General features: G+C 35.8%; 24 protein-coding genes and 2 other annotated features. Of the genes, 4 read left to right on the top strand and 20 right to left on the bottom strand.

Going from position 1 to position 23,937, the window contains the following annotated elements; all coding sequences use genetic code 11:
• Both K5Q07_RS01285 and K5Q07_RS01280 read right to left on the bottom strand, forming a co-directional pair.
• Window positions 1-224: hypothetical protein (locus K5Q07_RS01285; protein WP_251067608.1), on the bottom strand; the 224-nt coding region annotated here is incomplete at its 3' end.
• A gap of 327 nt (window positions 225-551) precedes the next feature.
• Window positions 552-1,352, bottom strand: coding sequence for a 2-keto-4-pentenoate hydratase (locus K5Q07_RS01280; RefSeq protein ID WP_220729231.1), 801 nt, complete (start codon window positions 1,350-1,352; stop codon window positions 552-554).
• Window positions 1,353-1,923: 571 nt separating this feature from the next.
• Here K5Q07_RS01280 and K5Q07_RS01275 point away from each other — a divergent pair.
• Window positions 1,924-2,271 (top strand): hypothetical protein, encoded by a 348-nt coding sequence (locus K5Q07_RS01275; RefSeq protein ID WP_054606952.1) that lies wholly within the window; start codon window positions 1,924-1,926, stop codon window positions 2,269-2,271.
• Window positions 2,272-2,441: 170 nt separating this feature from the next.
• Here K5Q07_RS01275 and K5Q07_RS01270 read toward each other — a convergent pair whose 3' ends face one another.
• The 18 genes from K5Q07_RS01270 to K5Q07_RS01185 form a co-directional block, all read right to left on the bottom strand.
• Entirely contained in the window at window positions 2,442-3,851 is a 1,410-nt protein-coding gene (locus tag K5Q07_RS01270; RefSeq protein ID WP_220729230.1) for an oligosaccharide flippase family protein, read from the bottom strand.
• 37 nt (window positions 3,852-3,888) lie between these two features.
• Window positions 3,889-5,106: an MFS transporter gene (locus K5Q07_RS01265; protein WP_220729229.1), complete on the bottom strand. Its 1,218-nt coding sequence runs from the start codon at window positions 5,104-5,106 to the stop codon at window positions 3,889-3,891.
• A gap of 68 nt (window positions 5,107-5,174) precedes the next feature.
• A complete protein-coding gene (locus K5Q07_RS01260) occupies window positions 5,175-6,281 on the bottom strand; it encodes an O-antigen ligase family protein (protein ID WP_220729228.1) in 1,107 nt (368 codons plus the stop codon).
• Between the two features lie 59 nt (window positions 6,282-6,340).
• Entirely contained in the window at window positions 6,341-7,225 is an 885-nt protein-coding gene (locus K5Q07_RS01255; protein WP_220729227.1) for a beta-1,6-N-acetylglucosaminyltransferase, read from the bottom strand.
• A gap of 15 nt (window positions 7,226-7,240) precedes the next feature.
• Window positions 7,241-8,101: a hypothetical protein gene (locus K5Q07_RS01250; RefSeq protein ID WP_220729226.1), complete on the bottom strand. Its 861-nt coding sequence runs from the start codon at window positions 8,099-8,101 to the stop codon at window positions 7,241-7,243.
• Between the two features lie 20 nt (window positions 8,102-8,121).
• Entirely contained in the window at window positions 8,122-8,889 is a 768-nt protein-coding gene (locus tag K5Q07_RS01245; protein WP_220729225.1) for a glycosyltransferase, read from the bottom strand.
• A gap of 16 nt (window positions 8,890-8,905) precedes the next feature.
• Entirely contained in the window at window positions 8,906-9,961 is a 1,056-nt protein-coding gene (locus K5Q07_RS01240) for a glycosyltransferase (RefSeq protein WP_220729224.1), read from the bottom strand.
• Between the two features lie 45 nt (window positions 9,962-10,006).
• The gene (locus tag K5Q07_RS01235; RefSeq protein ID WP_373310018.1) at window positions 10,007-10,660 is read right to left on the bottom strand and encodes a sugar transferase; all 654 of its coding nucleotides are present in this window, start codon (window positions 10,658-10,660) and stop codon (window positions 10,007-10,009) included.
• Entirely contained in the window at window positions 10,657-11,448 is a 792-nt protein-coding gene (locus K5Q07_RS01230) for a tyrosine-protein phosphatase (protein ID WP_220729222.1), read from the bottom strand. Before K5Q07_RS01230 ends, K5Q07_RS01235 begins: the two co-directional genes overlap by 4 nt.
• A gap of 11 nt (window positions 11,449-11,459) precedes the next feature.
• The gene (locus tag K5Q07_RS01225; protein ID WP_220729221.1) at window positions 11,460-12,179 is read right to left on the bottom strand and encodes a CpsD/CapB family tyrosine-protein kinase; all 720 of its coding nucleotides are present in this window, start codon (window positions 12,177-12,179) and stop codon (window positions 11,460-11,462) included.
• 12 nt (window positions 12,180-12,191) lie between these two features.
• The gene (locus tag K5Q07_RS01220) at window positions 12,192-12,902 is read right to left on the bottom strand and encodes a YveK family protein (protein ID WP_220729220.1); all 711 of its coding nucleotides are present in this window, start codon (window positions 12,900-12,902) and stop codon (window positions 12,192-12,194) included.
• Between the two features lie 224 nt (window positions 12,903-13,126).
• Window positions 13,127-14,077 carry an LCP family glycopolymer transferase gene (locus tag K5Q07_RS01215; RefSeq protein ID WP_373310017.1) on the bottom strand — a complete coding sequence of 317 codons (951 nt, stop codon included), beginning with the start codon at window positions 14,075-14,077 and terminating at the stop codon, window positions 13,127-13,129.
• Window positions 14,078-14,201: 124 nt separating this feature from the next.
• On the bottom strand, window positions 14,202-15,482 hold the full coding sequence (locus K5Q07_RS01210) for an NRAMP family divalent metal transporter (RefSeq protein WP_251067606.1): 1,281 nt from the start codon (window positions 15,480-15,482) through the stop codon (window positions 14,202-14,204).
• A 111-nt stretch (window positions 15,483-15,593) separates the two neighbouring features.
• Window positions 15,594-16,658, bottom strand: a complete 1,065-nt coding sequence (locus tag K5Q07_RS01205) for a glycosyltransferase family protein (RefSeq protein WP_220729219.1) — start codon at window positions 16,656-16,658, stop codon at window positions 15,594-15,596.
• 378 nt (window positions 16,659-17,036) lie between these two features.
• Window positions 17,037-17,396, bottom strand: a complete 360-nt coding sequence (locus K5Q07_RS01200; protein WP_220729218.1) for a hypothetical protein — start codon at window positions 17,394-17,396, stop codon at window positions 17,037-17,039.
• 2 nt (window positions 17,397-17,398) lie between these two features.
• Window positions 17,399-17,725: a hypothetical protein gene (locus tag K5Q07_RS01195; RefSeq protein ID WP_054606967.1), complete on the bottom strand. Its 327-nt coding sequence runs from the start codon at window positions 17,723-17,725 to the stop codon at window positions 17,399-17,401.
• Complete coding sequence (locus K5Q07_RS01190; protein ID WP_220729217.1) at window positions 17,718-19,016, bottom strand: Y-family DNA polymerase; 1,299 nt, start codon at window positions 19,014-19,016, stop codon at window positions 17,718-17,720. The genes K5Q07_RS01195 and K5Q07_RS01190 overlap by 8 nt, the downstream gene beginning before the upstream one ends.
• Window positions 19,017-19,115: 99 nt before the next feature.
• Complete coding sequence (locus K5Q07_RS01185; protein WP_250232887.1) at window positions 19,116-19,355, bottom strand: SemiSWEET family transporter; 240 nt, start codon at window positions 19,353-19,355, stop codon at window positions 19,116-19,118.
• Window positions 19,356-19,609: 254 nt separating this feature from the next.
• Window positions 19,610-19,835, top strand: a binding site (T-box leader).
• Window positions 19,836-19,987: 152 nt separating this feature from the next.
• Between K5Q07_RS01185 and brnQ (K5Q07_RS01180) the strand changes: the two genes are divergently transcribed.
• From brnQ (K5Q07_RS01180) to brnQ (K5Q07_RS01170), 3 genes are all read left to right on the top strand, one after another.
• Window positions 19,988-21,364, top strand: coding sequence for a branched-chain amino acid transport system II carrier protein (gene brnQ / locus K5Q07_RS01180; protein WP_220729216.1), 1,377 nt, complete (start codon window positions 19,988-19,990; stop codon window positions 21,362-21,364).
• Between the two features lie 95 nt (window positions 21,365-21,459).
• Window positions 21,460-22,116 carry a hypothetical protein gene (locus K5Q07_RS01175; protein ID WP_220729215.1) on the top strand — a complete coding sequence of 219 codons (657 nt, stop codon included), beginning with the start codon at window positions 21,460-21,462 and terminating at the stop codon, window positions 22,114-22,116.
• A 55-nt stretch (window positions 22,117-22,171) separates the two neighbouring features.
• Window positions 22,172-22,407 (top strand) — a binding site (T-box leader).
• A gap of 122 nt (window positions 22,408-22,529) precedes the next feature.
• Window positions 22,530-23,912 carry a branched-chain amino acid transport system II carrier protein gene (gene brnQ / locus K5Q07_RS01170; RefSeq protein ID WP_251067605.1) on the top strand — a complete coding sequence of 461 codons (1,383 nt, stop codon included), beginning with the start codon at window positions 22,530-22,532 and terminating at the stop codon, window positions 23,910-23,912.
• Window positions 23,913-23,937 lie beyond the last annotated feature (25 nt).

The following is a 23,937-nucleotide window of genomic DNA, read 5'->3' as shown; positions in this document are numbered from 1 at the left end:
GAACTTGATAATGAAGAAGTAGATGAACTTGCACTTGATGCAAAAGAAGATTTTGCGGAATCCGGTAACGAACCAGTCCCGCTTATGTATGAGGATGCTGAGTACGCACTCTTCCCATTATCGGGATTGTTCGATGCGTAACTGCCTGTATATGTAACGTTATTTTGATCTGCTTTAGCGTTCACAGTTGTATTATCAACATGTTCAGCAAAAACTACTGACATGGTTGCTGATAAAATACCTGCTATAATCCACTGCTTACCGCTTTTGTACATTTTATAATGTAATTTTTTCTCTTGATTATTGTCCATAAATACCACCTAATTCAATGATAAAGTTATTAATTTGATGATTTCATTGTAACAAAAACGTAAACAAAAGTTAAGAAATCTTTAATTTTTATTTAAGTTTTTATACTACATTATTCGATTAGTTACTTTTAAATCAACGTTAATAACCTTTACTTTTTCTTAAACAAAATTAGGCAAAATATTGCAAATATTACAAAATAAAAAAGGAATACCTAAGATGGTATTCCTTTTTTATTGAGTTTATTTAACGTCTAGGTTTACATCACTAAATCCTTGATTAAATGTTGCTTGCCATTTTCCTTTGGTTAAGTGTGGTGGTAACAGGAATGTTCCTGAAGATACCCTTTGGCCAGGTTCTAATCGTAGATCTTGCTCGTCTAATTTTTTAACTAACCATTGAAGTGCATTCAGTGGATTACTTAACACTTCTGAAGAAGTTCCAGTAGCAACCTCTTTCCCATCATGAGTAAGTGTAGTAGTTACTTTCTCTAGGTTTTCCAGTGAGAAGCTATTGGTCTCGAATTCTTCACCATACACTACATATCCGCCGACCGCGGCGTCTGACATGACCATGTATTTAGACAGTGATGGGAACCAATCAAAAAATCTTGAGTCTGGAACCTCAACCCCCGATGCAACAGTAGTCTTATTGGCAAGGTCCTCTAAGCTGTCTGTTGGTAATAACGGCTCTTTCGCCTTGAAGACTAACTCTACCTCTGCCAGTGGATCCATTAGTTCACTGTCCAGTGATAATGATACCGGTGATTGAACAAAGTGTGATTTAACTTGAGCTCCATATAATGGTTCGGTTGAATCAAACATATCTTGAGTTTGTTTGCTGGTCAAACTGACTTTGTATCCTCCAAGATCCTCATTTTTTAATTCCATTAATCTTCGTTGTACACGGTATGCAGCCTCTTCATCTGAAACCATGTCTTCCCATTCGTCCATCTTTAATGGCTTCTTAGTCTTGTATGCTTCAAATAATGCGTTTGCTAATCTTTCTTCGGTTGCGGTTAATTCTAATTCAGTAGTTGTCATAATAATACGCTCCTTTTCTAGCAGCGTACCTTAATTGGTGACGCTGCAATCCAAAATAAAATATTAATCTGTCCATCATTTAATTCACTAATCGGTAATTGCATTGTCACCACTTCCTTTCCTAATTGAAATTGATAAATAAAAAAAGCGCCCTCAAGCCCATACTTAATATGGGTCTAAGGACGCTTCCGCGTGTTACCACCTTTAATTTAATAGTCTAAAAAAACTATCCTCTACGTACGGATAAAAATCGATACGCTGTCAACTTAACGGTTGCTACCGGCGCCACTTACTGTTGTTTCAGTGGGCTAACTAAAGAATGATAACTTTTGATCAAATTCGATATGCTGTTACATCTACCCAGCACTCTCTGGAAACGATTTTGATAAGTTGTTCTTATAATCGCTATTTACTTATCTAATTGACCCTTATTATAAGAGCATAATTAAAAAAGTCAACACTTTTATAATTATTTTTTAATATAAAATAAACAAGCTACTTTTTCGTTGTCCTATCAATGAAATTCGTATACTATGAAGTAGCAAAGTAAACATGAGAAGGAATGAAAAAAATGAAAAGTACATTTTCAAAAATTGTAATTGTCATTATCTTGTTATTCATTGCCATCATCGCTGCTATTAGTATCGCTACCAAAAATAGTAACGTTGATTCAACATTGAAAGCAGTTAACCAAACTGTTGCTGTATCAAAACAAAAACATAATGGAAAATACGATTTAGTTGTTAAAAACGATCAAACCAGTCAATACAGTTTTCCTCGCCTTGATTCCTTAAAAAAGGATACATACAAAAAAGGAACAAAGCTAACTTCTACCAAGTTGGTTCAAGACGAACAAACAAATTTTTATAAGATTAACGATAATACCTACGTGCTATCTTCGGATGTAGACGTTAAATAAAAAGAGACCTCGAGGAGGTCTCTTTTTTAATTATGGATTAATAAACGTGGGACAAAGTCCCTGGAATAAAGTAATCTATCTTCTCTTACCTATTCATCAACTAATATAACATCCATTAATTAATTCCCTGAAAAACATCGATTATTTTCAGATTAGTTTTTAATGCTACTTTATAAATTTAAGATAATAGTTTTAAATGTTTTAAAATAAAACGCTAATGTGATGGCTACGTAAACAACAACATAGAGAATCATGCTCATAATGATATTTCTGATATGACTAATGATGATAAACGCGAATGCCATAATCATCAAGTAATAAAAGTTCTTAATGAACTTAACGCCTGATTCAGCATTCATAAACCATTCCAGTGTTAAGTACCATATCATCAGCAAAGGAATTGATAATAACGCAATTTTAAGTGTACTATGAGTCAATCTAAATCCTACATAGTAGGTAGCGAAATCAAGCACCAAGTTGGCTAAGGAAATATAGCAGAAATCCTTAATCTTCTTAGCCATGATGTAATCGTTAAATATATATGACTGCACAATACAAGTAATCCCTACTCCCGGAAAGACGATACTTAAGTATCGAACAGATTCGCTATAACTACTAATAAAGTTATTAACGATCCATGCAATTGGATAATATGACATGATTACTAAGAACACAATTGTATTCATAATAGCCATGTTTGAATCATGATTAGACTCAACCGCTGACTTCCCCGCCTTTTTCATGTACGGTAGCATTACCGAAGATACAGCATTAAAGACTGTTAATAGTAAGGCTGCCAATGAATATGCAAAGGCATACTTACCATATTCGCTAACCTTGAAAAACATCGAGATAAATTGATTATCAGCGTTAACCATCACCATCGTGATTTGATATGAAATCATAATTGCGAAACCAACCCTGAAAAATACCCGGATATTTTTGAACTGGCTGGCCATCGTTCTACGCTTACCCAATATAATTTTTTTATACCTGATTACGTAGTAGCAAAGCAATATAAAGACAGCAAAATTCATGTAAAACATGTAGTAAGTAACATTCACATTGAATGCTGTAAATTTATATAAGTACAAAGCTAATAGTAAAAAGAATAGATTGATAAATGATTGAAGTCTTGCGATTGATGCCAATTCACTGAAACGCATAATGCATTTAGAGAAGAATTGAAAATATGTTAACGCATTCAATAAGAATGAGTAAATTGCAATCGCAATAATGATTTCTCGATTAATTTGAGGAATGTTGATTAAGCATGCAAAGATTGACATGACTATACTTAAGAACAACTCAAATACTAGCAAGAATAACGTATAAGTTCGAAACTTCTTAAACGAGATATCCTCTAAATTTTTACCAGCGTTACGAATTAATATTCCATCAATAAATCCAATATGAAGCAATGGAACGTAAGTTGTATATAGAGAGAATATTTTATAGTAACCATATCCATCATGGCCTAAGATAAGAGGCGTAATAAATGAGGATAATACACTAATCATCAGCGATATTAAGTTACTGATCATTAGATTAATTATATTTTTAACGAATCCCTTGTTCATTTATCCTTTTACACCTACATTCCTAATGAAAAAATATTTATTCTACGTTTGAACCTCTCAATTCCGGAACTTTAATCTTAACTAGGATAAATGTGATTAATACGACTAAGGCACTAACGTAAAAGACCACATTGTAATCCCAGATAGATGAAATAATACTTCCCATTAATGAACCAATACAAATACCGACAGCTTGCGCACCTTGGTTTAGACTAAATGCCATCCCAGTGGATTCTGATGGTGTTCCCTTTGCCAACAATGTTTGTACAGATGGAAAAATTGCGGCATTAGAAACCCCAGTCAAGAATCTAAATACACCAAAGAATAGTACAGTTGGTGCAAATCCTTGTGGGAAAATAAATAGAATTGCAAGGATGAAACCAAGCGTTAGGATCTTGTTGGTACCGTATCTGTCCCCTAGTCTTCCGAACCAAGGAGAAACAAGTACCATCCCAATACCTGGCATAGCTGCAACAATCCCTGAAACAACAGATACATTACCGGAGTTATTCATTAACTCTTTAACGTATAAGGTAATCAATGGATTGATTGAATTATTCATAATTTGAAGCGCAATTGAGATAATTAAAATCCACACAACAAAGTGTGTATTTGGGAAACGTTTGATGATTTTAACAAACGATTCCTTCTTTTCTTTTAGCTTAGCTGGATCTGGCTTGAAGTGTTCTTCAACGAATAAGTAAGTTAGTAAAAAGAACGAAAATAGTAGTAGACCCGTTACCATAAAGGAAACACGAATACTCAATAATCGTACTAATAAACCACCAAAAATAGGTCCAACTAAGAATCCACTTGTGTATCCAGTTGATAGCCAACTTAATGCGTAACCCGTTTTATTTTTAGGCGTACTAGTTGCAACTAATGCAATTGAGTTAGGAATAACTCCGTCAAAAAATCCTTGTAGACACTTTAGGATTAGAAGTTCCCATACATTAGTACAAAATGCCATTAAGAATAGCGTAACAGCTGAACCAAATGATGTTTGCAACACCATTCTTTTTCGTCCATGACGATCCGCAAATCGTCCCCACATGGCCGATGTAAAAATTACGACAATAAAAGATGAAGCATATACAATCCCACTAAGTAGGGAAAGTTGGCTCTTACTAAAATTACCTAATTCAGAAATATATAGCGGTTGAAATGGAATAACTTCACTAAATGCAATTCCGGTTAGAAATGTACCAAATAGTAATATCCAAAGATTCTTGCGCCAATGTTTATTATCGTCCAAAATTATTCCTCCTCTGTTTAAAGCAATTGTCTATAATAACATATACCCAAAGAAAAAATAATACCCGATTATTGTTTCATGCTAATTTTATTTACCATGAAGAATGAACAGATAATTGGTAGCAATGCATAGTAATCAATTAGCGTTGATTCAAAGCTACCCTTAAAAATAAGCGCAATTAAAATAATATACAAAATATAGCAATTAGCCTTATGCGTATTAATAAATGACTTTGCGTATATATATGTATAAATTAGAGATCCAATAATACCGGTCGAGATTAAATCATAAACATATTGGTTATCCACCCAAATAGGATTACCTTGTGCGAAATCACTAACGTTAAAGAAACTAAATCCAAACATTCTAAATGCTTCGTTCTGTAAGAATAAACGATTTGAAGTTAAGTCATTTAATTTCACAAAAAATGTACTGAATTCATTATAGAAAAAGACAATCATGATTGATGTCAGAGTTACAATCAAAAGCGTAAAGATACCCAATAGCGGTTTAAACGATTTTATGTTCTTATTAAAGACTAGTGGAATAATTAGTAAAGCGATTATGATAAAAGCTACCTGTGAACTTCTTGAATCAGCGTAAACGAATTCGATAAAGAATCCCGCAATAAACATTACTAAGAACCAAAATAGGTTAATTAGTTTGTTTAATCTTTTTAAACGTCCTGTACTATAGAAGAAAAGTAAGAATGAAATCAAGATGTATAAGCAGTATCCACCAAATGAGTTCGGATGGTTAAATCCTAAAGAACTTCTGATGGTATCCCCTCTTGGAACGTATACATCATATTGACTAGGAAAAATTCCACCGAAAAACATTATTAAAATCGTGGCTATACAAACAATTCTTGTTATGAAATCAACTTTAATAAACTTCTTGAAGCTAATTGATTCGCTATTCATGATTAAGAATGACAAGCAAATAATTTGTAAATTAATCGATTTAAAGCCAATCATATCAAGTAAGAACAATCCTGATAAAATGATTAAGCAACTCATTTTTAGTCGATTATTTATGTTTAACAATAAAAGAGTGGCCTGTAAAACAATAAAGATGGCTATCCCCATCCACCAAATTATTTTTACATATCCCGGTTCAGGAAGTTGATCAACACTATTGAATTCACTGTACATATATAGCATTGATGTAGCCATTAAAACTATATACGAAAAAAGATATAATCTTTGTTTTATTGTGTCTATCGTATCCACGTTTATTCTCCTTTATTAGCTAAGTAGTCTTTAAAGGTTTCGGTAATTACTGCTTCATCATCGATTTTTCGACCAAATGCATAATCTGTATTAACGACCGTCTTTAGACGGTCTACGTCGTTGGCAGTAAATACGTATGGCTTACCGTGACCGTTAAGCCAGTCAATGTAACGACTTGCCATTGCACTTGATCTAGTCATTCTGTAATCATCTGAGTAGTAATCGTATTTTTCAGTAAGATTCTTTGGTTTCAAGTCACTCAAGATGGTTTGGATAAAAAATTCATCACCAGTAAATGTATTCTTAAACATGTTGAAGTCCTTGAAGTTAAGCACTCTTTCAGCATATTTAATATTCATTGAGAACCAGTTGCATCCCTTTTCCAATGTCTTGTGTTTCAATCTATTAATTCCCAGTATCGTGTTTAGATATTCTAGGTTCTTAATAATTAAGTAGAATCTAACCCCACTCTTTAGCTTCATATATCTAATAGGATAGTAGTACTTAGCACGATTATAAATTTGTCTGTCGATGTAATCTAGAAAACCAATCGCATATGGTTTCTTCTCGAAGTAAGACTTAAAGTAGTCTGGAGTCATTAGTGGCATATCGTTTGATGAAATTAAGTGGATATAATCGTAACGATGAGTGTTGTAGACTTCTTCAATCATCATTCTTTCTACCATTGTTTGTGTATCAGTACCCCAATATACTTTACGGCGATTTTTAGTGAAATAGATTTGAGAGTTAGTGCTATTAAATTCTGGAATATCAAACTTCTTATCCCAATGAATAAAAAAATCAATTTCTGGATCATCTAGTACGTCGATGGTATTTTGAACAATCTTGCCATCTCCATATCCCATAATCATAACTGCATGTTTCATAGTGTCCTCCCAATCTTAATCTTTCAACAATGAAGTTAAATCTTTAGCATCACACACATTGTGTGCAAATGCATAATCCGAATTAACAGCATCTTTTAGTTCATCTTTGTCAGCGTCTGAAAATTGATATGCCTTTTCGTCAAACCAGTTAAGCTTCTTTCTTCTTAGGTAGTTAGCATATCTAGCAGAAGCGGAGTAAGCTTTCATCAAATTAAAGCGATTAGAGTTAATTGTATATTCAGGATTATCAGTCTTTAGATCTTTCAAAGCAGTTTGTGCAAAAAAGTCTTTTGGATTAATAGTGTGACGGTAGTTATCCACCTTTTGTTCATCTAATTGCGTTACATATTTTCTTGGTAGTGAGAAGTAAGGGCATCCCTTTACAACATCCTTACTGGCAATTCTTTCCACACCGAAAATATGATTCAATAACATACATATTTTGACGAACAAGAAAGCTGACCATAATCTTTGATAGTTAAAATTATTGAAAGGATAGTAGAAAGCTTGTGAGTTATGATCTTGTGAATCGGAAAATTCTACAAATCCTAATTTGACCGGCTTACTTGCGAAATAATCCTTGAAGTATTGCTTGTTCATCAATGGAAAATCATTGGATGAAATTAAATGGAAGTATTCATAATCCCCCTTCAATGCTTGGTTAATTAATAGTTTTTCTTCTACTAATTCCGCAAAGGTCTGAGAATGAACCTTCTTATTACATCCCACAAAGTTCAGCTTTGAATTCTTGGCGGTTAAGCTACCGTCGTTTTTAGCGTAAATATAAAAATCGATATCTTTATCATCCAGTAGATTGATTGTTTGTTGTAAGGTATCAAATCCACCGTTATTCATAACGAGAATTGCTTGTCTCATTTTTAATCAAATCCCTCTTACTATATAAGTCTTATTAATCTCTTTAATTTAGCTGGTACCAATAGTTTGGCGGCTGTTAGCACATTAATATATTCGTAGTAAATTGGTAGGTTAAAATCCGAAATATATTGATGTACCAATTTAATGGTATTCTTACGATCCAAAAATTTAGTGTTAGTAAATGACTTACTGTATTCCACTAGCGGTCTCTTGATGTTGGCACCCTTATATCCATTCTTATATAGGCGCATCCATAATTCATAATCTTCTACCCTTAAATGCTTGATAGCTTCAGAGTATCCACCCACGGCTTTAATCACGTCTGATCTCATCATAATTGAAGGGTGCACGTAGGGATTTCTCTTAATAAGGTCGAATTGATCCGGATGACTTGGTAAATCGGTGACTAGGCTATGGTCATCAAACACTTCATCGGCATTTGAACCCACGAAACTATATTCAAGGTTTTCTTGTAAAAACTTCAATTGAGTTTCAAATCTATCAGGCAATGAAAAATCATCATCGTCCATTCTAGCGATATAATCACCGTTACATAAGCTAAGGCATCTATTCAAAGACTTTTGTAGTCCCATATTTTGTTCGTTTCGAATTATCTTAACGCGACTATCTGACTTGGCAATCTCTTGTAATGTAGTGTAAGTATCATCGGTTGAGCAATCATCGCAAATGATAAATTCTATATCTCTGACTGTTTGTTGCAAGATTGATTCAACCGATCGACTAATTTTCTTACCGCGATTATAGGTAGACATAATTACTGAAATCATTTGGTTCTCCTTAAAACTATCCCTCATAAATCCTAGTGTATCCTTGTACGAAGGAATCCTTTGAATATAGGCATTCAACGTCCTTACGTGCCATTACACCCTTACACAAGTTTTCATCCTTTTTGATGCTTGCGTATTGCTGATCGAATTCTTCAACGTTATTAAACTTAAATCCATTGGTATCGTTGATTACCTCTGAATTACCACTAACGTCTGTCACGAAGCATTTTTTTCTCAATGCCATTGCTTCCAATAGAACGATTGGTAGTCCTTCCCACTTAGAAGTCAAAATAAAGTTGGCATATTCCTGAACGCTTCTCATTACTTCTTGGTTGGTAAGCCATCCCGTAATCTTAATGTTTTTGGCTGATAGTTCGTCTCTCATCGGACCATCGCCAATCCAAATAAATTGCCATTCGGGGTGTCTTAAAGCGATTTGATTAAACATTTTTGGATTCTTTTGTTCGTTGATTCTTCCGACTGTATAGAAAACGTCCGTTAAAGTATTTGATTTGTCATTTATAAACGAATCAATGTAATCTAAATCAACGCAATTATTTACATATTTAGAACTCTTATCGATTTTTTCGGCATACTTATATTCACCGCTACCACAGGCAATCGTAGTGGTATTTAACTTACTCAATAGTGCTTCTATGGCATAATAAATATTTCTTTTTAGCGGTGACTCGTTACCCATTAAAAATGAATATCCATGTGGGGTATAGAAGAATTGTGTATCCTTCAAACTATGAAAATTAAATAGTTTGATCATTCTTCCAATGGCACCAGCTTTGGACGAGTTCAAGTGAACGATATCTGGTTTAACATCCATAATTTGCTGTTTTACTTCACAATATGCTCGATAGTCAGCACTTGGACTAACAGATCTTTGGAAATTTTTTACTTCTATTAAGTTAACTCTATTATCAAATAATTCTCGCAAGTTATCTGGAGTTTGTTGTCTAACTCCATAAAGCAAAGTAATATCATTACCTTTTTTAGCTAGTTCATTGCACAAAAGTAGTAGGTAAGATAACACTCCTCCTCCGAGTGATTCTACAACGTACATAATTTTAAGTTTTTCTTTCTCTCTTGGCATAAAATCTCCCTATTACTAATATGCTTCGTTTGGATAAATCATAATCCAAATAGTTTTAAAACAAATCTTCATATCTAACAATAGACTTGCATTTTCAATGTAATCGATGTCTAGTTCTACCATTTCATCAAAGTCTAATGAATTACGACCGCTTACCTGCCATAACCCGGTACATCCCGGTTTGACCTTTAAACGTTCCATATCATATTTACTGTATTGTGCGACCTCTTCTGGCAAAGGTGGTCTAGGACCAACAATTGTCATGTTACCAAGTAAAACATTTATTAGTTGTGGCAATTCATCGATACTGTGGCGTCTGATAAAGCACCCTACCCTAGTTACTCTAGGATCGTTGCTCATCTTAAACATGGCTCCGTTAACTTCATTTTGTTCGGTTAATTCTTTTTTCTTCTCATCCGCATTTTGACACATCGATCTGAATTTAAATATTTTAAATGGCTTTCCATTCTTTCCAATTCTCTTTTGTGTGTAAAAAATGGGACCTCTGTCGTCTAGATAAATACAAAGTGATACCACCAATGTCAGTGGTAACGTAATCAGTAACGCAAATAAACTAGCAGCAATATCAAATAATCGTTTAACAGTAAGGTAAAAATTACTATAAATATTTGAATGCTTTTCCATCTCTATTGAACCTACCTTCTCTATTTCCCCAGAAGCTTCTTAAAAAACTTTGAAGCTGTGTTTTCTTTTTTAACTCTATCTATATTCCCAATTTCAACTGTTTCGCTGTTCCAAACCTTTTCGGCATTTCTCTCATACCTCAAGGCAAAATCTTTACCTTTCTGTTCTTCCAAACGGTCAAATGCTTCCTTCATTCTAAAGCGACGACCACTCAAATTATGGGCATCAGAAGAAAACATGAATCCTAATCCAGCATCGATTATCTTGTCAGTGAATTTTTGAATGGTGGATCCAAATCCGCCAACATAACTAGTGGCAGTGATTTGTGTTAGGCATCCTTGACTAACCAAATCATATAAAATGTCTGGATTTTGTTGAATTCCATGGTTTCTTTCCGGATGAACAATAATCGGAATAATTCCTTTGACCTTTAGCTCAAAAATCATATCTTCAGCATATTCAGGAACCCCACTATGTGGGAATTCAAGCATCATATACTTCTTGTTAATTCCATCCGCATATAAGACATCATCTTCGTTGATAGCTTTTAGCAAGTCACCATTAATGTGAACCTCTTGTCCCGGACGTAATTGGATATCAAGATTTTGGTCGTTAAAGGTCATTTGGAGATTATGAACTGCTTTTTCAATATCTTCTTTATGATTTATATATTCGCCATCCATGTGATGGGGAGTTAGTAGGATATTATTGATTCCTTCAGACTCAGCCTCTCTTGCCATATCCAAAGCCATACTAATAGTCTTTGCCCCATCATCTACAGATGGCAACATGTGACAATGTAAATCAATCATTTATAAAACTCCTACTTTGAATAATAGTAATAGTAATCGTTTGTGAGGTTATCCTTGGACATATTCATAACACCACCCAAGATGTTGGCGTTAACCTTCTTTAGTTGATCCACAGCCATCTTGGCACGTTTCTTTTCGGCAACTCCTTGTGGTAGTACAAAAATAGTACCGTCAACTGTTGTGGAAACAATTGACGCATCAGTCATTGTATTAACTGGTGGTACATCAACGATTACCAAGTCGTTTGGCTTGTTAAACTTGTTGATAATATCGATAATCTTGCGGTTTCCGAGTAATGCTGATGCATTTGGTGGAATTGGACCACTAGTAATAACGTTTAGGTTATCAATTGAAGTGTATTTGATAGTATCTTCGATTGTTGAGTTACCAGATAAAATGGTTGATAACCCTTTTTGATTGCTAACATTAAAACTCTTGTGAACAGTTGGTCTTCTCATATCAGCATCAACTAAGACAACGTTTCTACCTTGCTTGGCATAAGTAACCGCTAGATTGGCACTGAAAGTTGACTTACCTTCTGAAGGATCACTTGATGTCACCATTAAGCTTTTTAGTTCACCTTTAATGTTGGCAAATGAAATATTAGTCATAACAGTTCTGAATTGTTCGGCCACTGATGATGTTGGGTACAATTCAGCAACCAAATTAACCCCAAATTTGGAACTGTCATCATTTAATTTTTTCTTTGGACTCTTATTAAATAATCCCATTACACTCTTCCTTTATTTCTTAATTTGTTTACTGATAGTTTCCATATCAATATCGCTAATTGTTCCTAAATTAATTAGGCCTAAATCATTTTCGATGAAGTCTTTTGAGGAAATTGTCTTATCGTTGAATTCACTCAATAGTGCTAAGAACATTCCTAAAATAACTCCCACCAAAACTCCAGCAAGTAAGCTAAGTCCCTTCTTAGGGAAGATTGGCTTCTTGATTTCTTTAGCTTTTGAAATAATGGAAACGTTATTAACGTTCATAATTTTTTTAACTTTAGTCTTAAAGGTAGAGGCAGTTATGTTGGCAATTTTTGCTGCTTGTTTAGCATCATGGGAAGTAACATTGATGTTAATGACTTGTGAATTGGTATCTGTTGAAACGTTCAATTCACTGTCCTTGTAAATCTTGCTACCCACTTTATTTTTAACCGAATTACCAACTGTTTGACTGCTTAAAATACTTTTATATGTATTAACTAATTGCAAGTCAGTAGATTGGATTTGTTGTTGTTCTGCTGCTTGAGCATCGTGATCCAATCTTTGGCTAACGATAATTTCGGATGTCGCTTGGTATTTTGGTTTAACGACAAAAAATACTCCGATTGCAAAAACCAATACTGTAATTACAATCGTAGCAATTATCAATTTGATATGTTTATACAAAATTCGAAAGATTTTGTTTAATTCTTCCAAAGAATTAGTTTCTTGTTTCTCCACTGTAAAGCACCCTTCTATTAGTTATTTTGAATAGCTGTATTACTTAAACTATAAACAATTGTCAATTATATCATCTTAAAATAGCTATAAAAGGGGACTGGCCAAATATAACTGTAGTCTAATTAAGATTTAAACGTTTTATAACTCAATTTAAATTTTCTACTTTTAAACATATGTACAAAAAAAGATACGACAAAAATTGTCGCATCTTTTTATTTTTTTATTTAACCCTTCAAACTTTCGTTAATTAGGCTAGAAATTCTGTTTTGTTCACTACCAGACACATCTTGGAATGATACACCGTCTAGCATTTCACCCGTTCCGTGTGCATAATCACTCTTGATATTTTTGTTAGTGCCTCTGTAATGCAATGCTAATTGAAGCATGTCACTCATGGTCAAATTAGTTTTCAAGTTATGAGAAATTGAGTCTAAAAAGTCTGAATTAATCACAGTTTTGTATGAAATAGCCTTCTTCATTAGGGCTTCCAGTACTAATCTTTGTCTGTATTGACGACCATAATCACCTTGTGGATCTTGGTATCTCATGTTGGAGAACCACATTGCTTTGTTCCCATTCATATGTTCTAACTTACCCTTGGTGTAGTGTTGGCCTTGGTAGTCAAAAGTTAGTGGAGAAACAACGTCGACACCGCCAACTTGATCAATGGCCTTCTTAAGTCCACCAAGACTCAAAGTAACGTAGTAGTCAATTGGAATACTGAAGTGGCTTTCAACGGCATTGATTGCTTCCTTGTTACCTCCGTAAGTGTAGGCCGCATTAATCTTTGATGGTGAGTATTGAGGAAAATCAGGTAAATTAACCTTCATATCACGTGGGATACTTACCATCGTGGTTGTACTTGTCTTAGGATTCAAAGTTACAATCATCATACTGTCGGTACGACCTTTATCACTACGACCGCCAAAATCAGTATCAGTTCCCATAAATAACAATGACACTGGCTTTTGTGACTTCAATAGCGAAGAAGCATTCCTAACAGTCTTTGCTCCTGATGGTTGGTAGACAGCATCAGCGGTCTTTTTGACGTTATGGTATGCGGCAAATGCACTGACTCCCAATAATACAATCAATAACCCAATAATCCATAAAACAACCTTTTTCCAAGTCTTCATGTGTTTCTTGGATGTGTTTTTTCTGTTTCTTCGACTCATGTTTTCGTCGTTATTCAAAACACTCACTCTTTTCTTTCATAATTAATATTCATAATTCCGTGAATAATTATACATCAATAATTTTTATATAATCCACTTAATTTCCCATTCTATATGCCTATAATTACAAATTCAAGACTGGAAAAATCATATAAATACCAAATGCCATGACGATTAATGAAAGAATAATTACGATTTTTTTGTAAATTCCCTTCATTTTGTATCGATCTGGCAATGCTTTGCTTTCCAGCATTAACAAGAAGCCTAACACGATTGGCACCATCAAAGCGTTAATCACCTCGACGGTAATCGCAATTGAAACCAAGTCCTCGTTAAACAATACTAGCAATGCGCTAATAATTAGTACCAATGAATACATTGAATAAAAACCTAGATTAGAACGATTAATGCGTTCGTTCAAACTGTGTTTCCAATCAAGTACCTCTGTCATCCCCCACGTACCGGCTAGTACAACCACGATGGCGGCAACCAATGCTCCACCTAAAATGCTTGATCCCATGATGGCTTTGGCGGGATCAATCCCGATGTATCTACCGATTGATGTTACCAAATCACCAACGGTTTCTTCTGTCTCATGGAGTTTACTTTGAAATACTGTCGCAGCAAATAAGACGATGAACCCAATCATAATTCCTTGGGTGATAAAAGTTCCGACCATTGTATCTGTCTGTTCTTTTTTAATCATATGACGCTTTAGGCCCTTATCTACCACCGCACTTTGTTGGTAGAAAATCATCCAAGGCATAATAACGGCACCGACGTTTGCAGCAACCAAATAGACATAGCTATCATCGTGAATTGGAATTGATTGAATTCCAGCCATTATTGAATCCATGTTTGGATGAACCATGAAAATTCCGATGATAAATGTTAATTCAAACAAACCAAAGATAATCCCAATTTTTTCCACTCGACGATAACTACCTAAAAAGGCAATCAAAATCAAAACGAATGTACTAAGTGGCACTGTAAGCCATTTGGAAATACCAAACAGTTCACCGACTCCAGCAATCCCGATGAATTCGGTCAATAAAGCACCGATTGTCGAAATCATCAACGTAATCGCTGAGACATACGCCCAAAACTTACCGAAGTATTCACGGATTAATTCACCGTGACCCTTCTTAGTGACAATTCCTAATCGAACCGTCATTTCTTGCACCATAAATAGAATTGGAATTAATAACAATTGCGGTAAAATCATGGAATAACCATAACTGGCACCGGATTGTGCTGCCGTAATTAAGCAACCTGCATCGGTATCGGCGAGCATCACAATCAACCCTGGGCCAATCACAATTAACCACTTTTTTAACTCCAACCAGAATCGTTTGAAACGATTACTCGAAGTGTCATTAATTTCTGAATCTATTCTTTCTTTCATCAATAATTATCCTTTCAATTTATTTATCTTTCTCAACAGTCAGGGTATTCAATTGTACAAAAAATTTTTTCAATAAAAAAGGGTTGTTATTTTTCATAACAACCCCTTTATCTATTCAGTTGAATTTTGATTAACGTTGTCAAACAACCCGTAGAATAGCTTTTCATTATCTTTTCCTAGGATTCTTGCAACGTTGAAATTTTTTATATAAACCCGTTTATTAATTGATTTAATATAGACTGTTTTTTCAACAATTGAATTTGGACTTTGGTTTGGATTTAGATGAATCACATTGTTTGGATTATCTTTGTATTGATCAACCGAAGCTGCCAAGTTATAGCTTGGCATAATGTAATTATTAAACTGATTACTGCCAAGGAAACCGACATTAACCCCAATAATCAAGGTTAGTAATCCCGCCAATAGCGATGTCGCAAAATAATTGGACATTCGGCTAAGTGGTTTTTTCATCATCTGAGACACAATCGTCATCATGAAGAAGATGACCAATGCGTATGCCGGATAAGCATATCTAGCAATGTAAATTGGTCTTACTGCCACAGAAATCATAATCCCTGTCAAAGTTGTTAAGATAAATACCAACAGTACAATCGTGAACGTCGATTTAAACTTCTTTGACATATTGAGATATGCCCAAATGGTTGGGTATATTAATATTATCATCAAGGCAATTGCGTAATATTGACCACCATTGTCGATAAATACATCAGCAAATAAGTTCACAAAATTATTAACAACATTATTTACATTTACCGGTGGAATCCAATACGAGGATGATACCTGTTGGGCTTGGGCTAAGGCGACAATCCCCCATGGAACAAACATTACTAAGAACACAACAATTCCACGCAAAATGGCATTACCATCGTACTTATTAAATTGGAATTTAACGAAGTATAAGAATAGCATCCACCCTGCAGACACCGCGGCGAAGTAATGCGTGTACGATGCAAACGAAGCAAAAATAACCGCTAAGAATATGTGGCCGATTTTTTGCGAATTATCATAATGCTGTAACTGGTTCAATACCAATGCCAAGAACAACGCAGCTAACGCGTACATTCTAATTTGCGTAGAGTATCTCATGATACTTGGTGCTAGGAAAAAGCCAGCCCATTGAATTGCGTTGGCACCCGGAACTCCCAAGTTTTTCACCGTCTTAGACAATGTCAAAAACGTTAAGATTGCTAATATGTAAGAAAATAATCGCGCAATTATGACCTTAGTAAATAACGAATTAGTCCAAAAAGCAGTCACGCTCAAGAAAAATCTTAAGGCTATATAGTAAAACGGTGGATGCACATCCATCGAATCCAGTCTGATTATATCCCCGTAGTTATGTCCTACCAATGCCATTGTGAAACTTTCATCACGCCAAATTGTTGGGTGCATGAAAAATAACATATACGCAATTGATATTAAAAATAGACCCAAAGTAAGTTTGGCCTTCTTATTCATCAGACAATCACACCTCTTTATTTATTAATATTAATTATATCAGAGCTTACGAGGTGTGTCTTTTTTGCTTTATATTTATTGCACAATCAAAATCTGTTGAATCGATAATACTATTTCACCGTCTTCGGTCATAATCGTTACCTGGCTTGGCTGGAGGTTCAATACCAGACCATTTAATACGCTCTTATTTCCATCATCATTAACATAAGTAACATCTGCTTTTTGGTGATCTTCACCCTTACTTTCTAGTTCTTCATGAACACTTTGAAAGTCCATATACATAAAACTATCGTCGAAGGCTTCCTTATGTTCCTTTCTTAACGCACTAACGTGATCAGAAAGCATAAAGCCCTGCCACTTAAGCATCCCTCTATCATGATAATAATAATCAAAGAAGTTTTGCACCGTCTTGTCGTCAATGTGATGATTTAACAACTTTATCCAACCTTTCTTTTAGGACGCTGGATATACGAATTACGACTATCCCATTTAATTCCTTCGAATCCAGCGAAAACAATGGTCAATTTCAAATCCTTTTCAATCAGGTTTAGGATTTCTTCTAAATCAGCAATCCAGGTACTATGAACGTGATGCAGAGGTGTCACCCTGGTAATGTGTCCTGGCTTGTATCTAATCATGTAGAAATTAAATTGATGATCGTAGTGATCAAACACGACCTTAATTCTGTATTGAACGTTATATTCACGCTTAAATAATGGTTTTGCTCTATCTAATATTAATTTTGCTGTTTGTTGATTAGTCATATGCATTTCCTCCATTGTGACCACCTACTAATCCGGAACGTTTTAACATTGTGCCACCCTTTTCTAAGCTGTGTCCTTTAAAAATGGCAGTCGAACCAAACTTGTCCCGAATTTCATCTGCTACTTTATCGACTTTTGACTTTTTGATTTGCACTTCAGGGTCGGCGAAAATGTCTAATTGTTGGGCATTACTGCTACTCAATCTAGTGTATGAAACACCGACATTTCTGACCCTTTCTCCATGCCAATATTTATGGAATAAATCCATCACTGCCCCGACTAATTCACGGTTATCCGAGGTCGTGGTAATTTTTTGTTCGTGAGAAATACTAGTCCGATCACTACCCTCACTTTCCGCGTATGAAAAGCCTAGATATAGGTGAACGCAACTAGTTTGTTTCTTTCTGTGACGCAAACGAGATGCGACCTGTTCAGCGATTTCCGTAATCACGACTTCTAGTTCGTGTCTATCTTTATAGTCTCTCGGCAAGACCTGGGAATTCGATAATCCCTTGTCCTTAATTGGCACCTTTTGATCTAATTGGGAGCGGTCAATACCCCATGCAATTGCGAACAGCTGATATCCCATGACACCTAAGTGCGCCTTTAATTGATATGGGTCTGTTCTAGCCAATTCACCTAGGTTGTGAATGCCCAGTTTAGCTAAATTTTCCGCGGTATGTTTACCGATACTCCAGATTTTATCAATGGGTTCAATTGGCCAAACGTTTTTGGCAAACGTGTCATAGCTTAATTGCCCTACCAAATCTTTATTGTGCTTAGCAAACAAGTCCAATGCCAACTTAGCTTGCACCGGATTATCGCCGATGCCCACTGTCGTGTATAAACCAAGTCTTTGTCTGACCGTCTTTTGAATTTTTCTCGCCACTTCAGCAGGACTATCGCCAAACAATTGCCATGTGTGAGTCAAATCCAAAATAGTCTCATCAATTGAGTATGGAAAACAGTGTTTTTCGTCTGCAAACTCGTGAAAAATTTTATTGATAGCTAGGTTCTTTTGAATGTATAGATTCATCCTTGGAGGAACCACAATCAATGAATCATCCCATGGCAAATCACGTTTTCTAGTCACGTTTGTAATATGGAATCTTTTCTTGGCAGTTGGTGAAGATGCCAGGATCAATCCACCGTTAGTATTGTCTTGATCAGACATCACAACTAGGCTAGCGGTGAGTGGGTTCAAGCCTAATTGAACACACTCCACACTGGCATAAAACGACTTATTATCGATGACCATAAAGACCCCTTTGGGTTCATTTGAATAATCCATTTTCGGTTCCTCCTTTCAGTAAAATATATTATACGAACAAATGTTCTTTTTTGCAAACAAAAAAACAGACCGTTTTACGATCTGCCATCATAAGCCTTTTTAATGAATAAACACCGTAACAAGTGTTATTAAACCAAAAATAACTCCCGGAACATTTGAAATAATTAAAGGCCAATCTTTGTAGGTCTTAAACCAACCATATAGTGTCCACAAGGTAGCGTTAATAGTGGCAACAAATGGTTGAATTGGGCTAACTGGGTTACCAGAAAAGTTTTGCATAATTTCTGGAATGTAAGCAATGTACATTAGTGATGAAGTAAAGATAGCCACTTTACTCATAATTTTTAGATTACGAATTCGTTTGTCAGAAACTTCTCTTCGTTGATTCTTTGGAACATAATTATCAATCTTCATTGTATATATCTCCTCTATGCATACTGAAAAATTGACAGCTATTATTTGGTTTATAGTATATTAATATTATATCACTGTCGTTTCAATAGGTTTATTAAGAAAAGTATAAAATTGGTTAAACTTCTTTACCAAATTGATTTGACTTTTTTCTAATCTAGTTTTAATATTATGACAAATAAACGATTGCGATGAGAAAGTTGAGTAATAACTACCATCAACCAAAGCGAGCTTCGTCTGGTGAAAGGAAGCGTTGATCAGGTTATGAAAATCCCTTTCGAGCGATGTACTGAACAAAAGTAAAGTGCATGGGGAACGCCCCTTACAGCGTCAGCGTATGTTAGTACGTCAAGGTAGCTTTTTTAGCTACGAATGTAAGGTGGTACCGTGTCGAATGACGCCCTTAGTCTAATTGTAAAATTAGATTAAGGGCGTTTTTTTGTGCCCCACAATCGGTTAATTAATACATAAAAAAGGAGATGATGGCATGGATAGTCCGATTAATATTTTACACATAGCGATTCAATTCAAACACATACAATTTTTAAAGGAGATTTATTATGGAAGACTTAAACAAAAAGCCATTATCAGTCAAACAATATCTAGTCGTCAGTTCACTTTTATTCGCCCTATTCTTTGGTGCAGGTAACTTAATTTTCCCACTTCACCTCGGTCAACTAGCAGGTGCTCATTGGTTCACCGCCATGCTTGGTTTCCTATGTACCGGAGTGGTATTACCACTATTATCAGTTCTAGCAATCAGCGTTACCAGATCTAAGGGTGTCTATGACGTTGGTAAACCCTTAGGACCTACCTTCGCGTTAGTCTTTATGGTATTAATCCACGCCACCATCGGACCACTATTCGGTACTCCTCGTACCGCTACCGTTCCTTTTGCAGTCGGTGTTCAACCATTGCTACCAAGTAACTTTGTTCACTATGGTTTGCTAGTATTTTCATTCTTATTCTTCCTAGCCGCTTTCCTTCTTTCATACAAGGAATCATCAATCATGGCTAGTGTTGGTAAACTATTGAACCCAATCTTTTTAGTATTGCTATTCGTTGTATTTTTCCTAGCATTCCTACATCCGATGAGTTCAGCTGGTAGTCAACCAGTCACAGCAGCTTATCAAAGTGGATCATTCTTCAATGGATTTTTAGAAGGTTACAACACCATGGATGCACTTGCCGGTCTAGCTTTTGGTGTTACTGTCGTAACCGCTGTTAACCAACTTGGTAAGACTAACCCATTTAGTAACGCCAAGGTAACTGCCAAAGCCGGTTTTCTAGCCGAAGCTCTCGTTGGTTTAATCTACGTTGTCCTAATCTGGTTGGGAGCAACTACCTTAGGTCAATTCAAGGCATCAGCTGATGGTGGTGTCGCCTTTAACCAACTAATGACCTACTACCTAGGTGCTACTGGTCACGCTCTACTAGCAACATTATTAACCCTTACATGTCTAACCACAGCCATGGGATTAGTTGCAGCATTCGCACAAGATTTCCACAAACACTTCCCAGTACTAAGCTACGTTCAATGGTTAGGACTAATGTGTGTCGCATCATTTCTAACTGCTAACTTTGGATTAGATACTATCATCCAATGGTCAACTCCAATGCTAATGTTCCTATACCCATTCGCAATGGTCTTAATCCTCCTATCAGTATTCTCTCCACTATTCAAACACGACTCAATGGTATACTTCTGGGTAGTCCTACTAACCACTGTGCCAGCATTAATGGACATGCTAGCATCATTTCCACCAGTCGTATCACAAAGTGCATTTGCCAAGATGGTTGGTAACTTCCAACAAAGTTATCTTCCATTGGCATCAATCGGAATGGATTGGGTTCCATTTGCGGTCGTTGGTTTACTACTTGGCCTAATGTGTCACTGGTACAAAAATAAAAAATATTTACAAACCGTTACAGAATAACGTTTAAACAAACAATCAGAGTTGAGCTAAATGTTCAACTCTTTTTTTATTATTCAAGAGTGATACCATACTTAAGTAAGAAAGGAAGTGCTATTTTGAAAAGTAAAAAAGTAATCATTTCTGTTATATCAATCGTTGTTGTCATAATCCTAGGAACAGTGGTCTTTGCATCTGTTAAACATAACAGTCAAAGCACCCACAAAACTGCTACATCAAGCAGTTCAAAGACAACAAGCACTACTGCTTCCACTAGTAGTAGTTCATCTTCAATGGCATCCAGTTCAAGCAGTAAGAAAGAAACTGCTAAGAAAAAAGAACAACCAAAGCAATACACTATTCCAATTCCTGCCAATCCGATCTACAAACCAATCACCCATGATTTCTATGGTAACTGGTACTATGGTAACCAAGCTAAAATCGAGGTTGGCGACTACATCTTTAGGGGTGATCACCCTACCGATCCAGTATCCGGTCCTGGCCCATTGGTAATGGAAAGATATCGTACAACTAATGCCGTTTACATCAGATCATTGTACGAAATTAACACTTACTGGCCAGCTACGCTTAAAGTCAACGGTGATGAAAGCTACAATGTCATGGTCACAAGTAACGCCGATAAGTTCACCGACTTCAAGATTTACACGTCTGTTCCTACTAAGAAGCCAATTAAGGAATACGTATTCAAACAAAGTCATCCTGAATTAGTAGACAAGAAATTCATTTCTACCGATGAATTAGATTCTCTAAAATAAAATTTGACTTTAATAAATTTTGCTGATATATTTTTTATATTCAATAAATCAGTTTAAAAAAGCGATGAAAAAGCAGAGTAACAATTCGGCTAGTTCAAGAGAGTCCCTACTTTCTGGAAACGGGATAACTACTAAATTGCGAAAGTATCTTTGGAGCTATATACCGAAATCCATTGGAGAGTAACGTATATTGGGTACACCCATTACAGTGTTAGCGTATGTTAGTACGTGAAGTGGCTAGACTATTTGTCTAGCAATTAAAGGTGGTACCGTGCACAAAGCACCCTTGGTTCAATTCGAACTAAGGGTGCTTTTTTATTGCTTTAAAAAAGGAGATGATGGTTATGAACAACGTTGTGAGTAGTTAGCACATATAACAAAACAAAGACGCAATTATTAAAGGAGTACTTATTATGCAAGACGAAATCAAAGACATTAACACAAAGCCATTGTCGATCAAACAATATCTAATCATCGGTTCAATGCTATTCGCACTATTCTTCGGTGCGGGTAATCTAATCTTCCCCATTCACTTGGGTCAACTATCAGGTGCCAACTGGGTACCTGCTATGCTAGGTTTTCTAGCATCCGGAGTATTATTACCACTACTTTCAGTTCTATCAATTAGTATCTCACGTGCCAAGGGTGTATACGACATTGCTAAACCATTAGGTCCAGTATTTGCAATTATTTTCTTGGTATTAGTTCACTCAACATTGGGACCACTATTTGCCACCCCTAGAACTGCCAGTGTTAACTTTACCGTTGGGATTCAACCATTCATCCCCGATCACTACATCAAACTAGCAATGTTTATCTTCACTGCACTATTCTTCATTGCTACATTCTACCTATCATATCGAACTTCAAGCATCATCGACAATTTAGGTAAGATTTTAAACCCATTATTCTTGGCGTTGTTATTCCTAGCATTTCTATTGGCATTCTTACATCCAATGGGTGCTGCATCAGCTCAACCAATCACCTCAGCTTACCAACACCAATCATTCTTCAATGGTTTCTTACAAGGTTACAACACCATGGATGCATTGGCTGGATTAGCCTTTGGGGTTACCGTTGTTTCAGCTGTTAACCAACTCGGAAAGACATCCCCTAAGTCAAACGCCAAGGTAACCGCCAGAGCCGGTCTAATCTCAGAAGCTTTGGTTGGTATCATCTACATCATCCTAATCTGGATTGGTGCCACTTCATTGAACTTATTCAAGATTAGTACTGATGACGGCGGAACTACTTTTAACCAATTCATGGGTCACTACTTAGGTGTTACTGGACACGCACTATTAGCAACATTGATGACTCTAACCTGTGTTACCACAGCCGTTGGACTTGTTGCTGCATTCGCACAAGATTTCCACGAACACTTCCCTCGTTTCTCATACCACCAATGGTTAGCATTTAACTGCTTGATCTCATTTATCATTGCAAACGTAGGACTATCGGTTATCATTACTTGGTCAACACCAGTATTGATGTTCTTATACCCATTCGCAATTGTTTTAATTATCCTAGCACTATGCTCACCACTATTTAACAAGGATAAAAACGTTTATCTATTCACCATTATCTTTACGCTAATTCCCGCATTCTTCGACATGCTAGCAGCCTTTCCACCGGTAATTTCCAACATCTCATTCATTCGTGCATTAATTAACGCGGAGCAAAAGATTTTACCGTTTGCTTCAATCGGTATGGACTGGGTAATTCCAGCTATCGTTGGTGCCATCATCGGATTGATTGTTTACAAGACTAAGGGGCAAAGTAAAGCAAAAATTTAATAAAAACTTAACGGCTATCCACCCT

Source organism: Apilactobacillus zhangqiuensis (assembly GCF_019656215.1).
Classification (GTDB): Bacteria; Bacillota; Bacilli; order Lactobacillales; family Lactobacillaceae; genus Apilactobacillus; species Apilactobacillus zhangqiuensis.
This window is presented reverse-complemented; position numbering and strand designations above follow the sequence as displayed.

Bases quoted from the DNA above. Each gene is read 5' to 3' on its own strand.
- K5Q07_RS01245 (WP_220729225.1), bottom strand. From the start codon at position 8,889: ATGATTTCAGTAATTATGTCTACCTATAATCGCGGTAAGAAAATTAGT.
- K5Q07_RS01185 (WP_250232887.1), bottom strand. From the start codon at position 19,355: ATGAGTAAAGTGGCTATCTTTACTTCATCACTAATGTACATTGCTTAC.
- K5Q07_RS01280 (WP_220729231.1), bottom strand. From the start codon at position 1,352: ATGACAACTACTGAATTAGAATTAACCGCAACCGAAGAAAGATTAGCA.
- K5Q07_RS01195 (WP_054606967.1), bottom strand. From the start codon at position 17,725: ATGACTAATCAACAAACAGCAAAATTAATATTAGATAGAGCAAAACCA.
- brnQ (WP_220729216.1), top strand. From the start codon at position 19,988: ATGGAAGACTTAAACAAAAAGCCATTATCAGTCAAACAATATCTAGTC.
- K5Q07_RS01215 (WP_373310017.1), bottom strand. From the start codon at position 14,077: ATGAGTCGAAGAAACAGAAAAAACACATCCAAGAAACACATGAAGACT.
- K5Q07_RS01260 (WP_220729228.1), bottom strand. From the start codon at position 6,281: ATGGCTACATCAATGCTATATATGTACAGTGAATTCAATAGTGTTGAT.
- K5Q07_RS01275 (WP_054606952.1), top strand. From the start codon at position 1,924: ATGAAAAGTACATTTTCAAAAATTGTAATTGTCATTATCTTGTTATTC.
- K5Q07_RS01210 (WP_251067606.1), bottom strand. From the start codon at position 15,482: ATGAAAGAAAGAATAGATTCAGAAATTAATGACACTTCGAGTAATCGT.
- K5Q07_RS01250 (WP_220729226.1), bottom strand. From the start codon at position 8,101: ATGAGACAAGCAATTCTCGTTATGAATAACGGTGGATTTGATACCTTA.
- K5Q07_RS01240 (WP_220729224.1), bottom strand. From the start codon at position 9,961: ATGTACGTTGTAGAATCACTCGGAGGAGGAGTGTTATCTTACCTACTA.
- K5Q07_RS01225 (WP_220729221.1), bottom strand. From the start codon at position 12,179: ATGGGATTATTTAATAAGAGTCCAAAGAAAAAATTAAATGATGACAGT.
- K5Q07_RS01190 (WP_220729217.1), bottom strand. From the start codon at position 19,016: ATGGATTATTCAAATGAACCCAAAGGGGTCTTTATGGTCATCGATAAT.
- K5Q07_RS01255 (WP_220729227.1), bottom strand. From the start codon at position 7,225: ATGAAACATGCAGTTATGATTATGGGATATGGAGATGGCAAGATTGTT.
- K5Q07_RS01270 (WP_220729230.1), bottom strand. From the start codon at position 3,851: ATGAACAAGGGATTCGTTAAAAATATAATTAATCTAATGATCAGTAAC.
- K5Q07_RS01230 (WP_220729222.1), bottom strand. From the start codon at position 11,448: ATGATTGATTTACATTGTCACATGTTGCCATCTGTAGATGATGGGGCA.
- brnQ (WP_251067605.1), top strand. From the start codon at position 22,530: ATGCAAGACGAAATCAAAGACATTAACACAAAGCCATTGTCGATCAAA.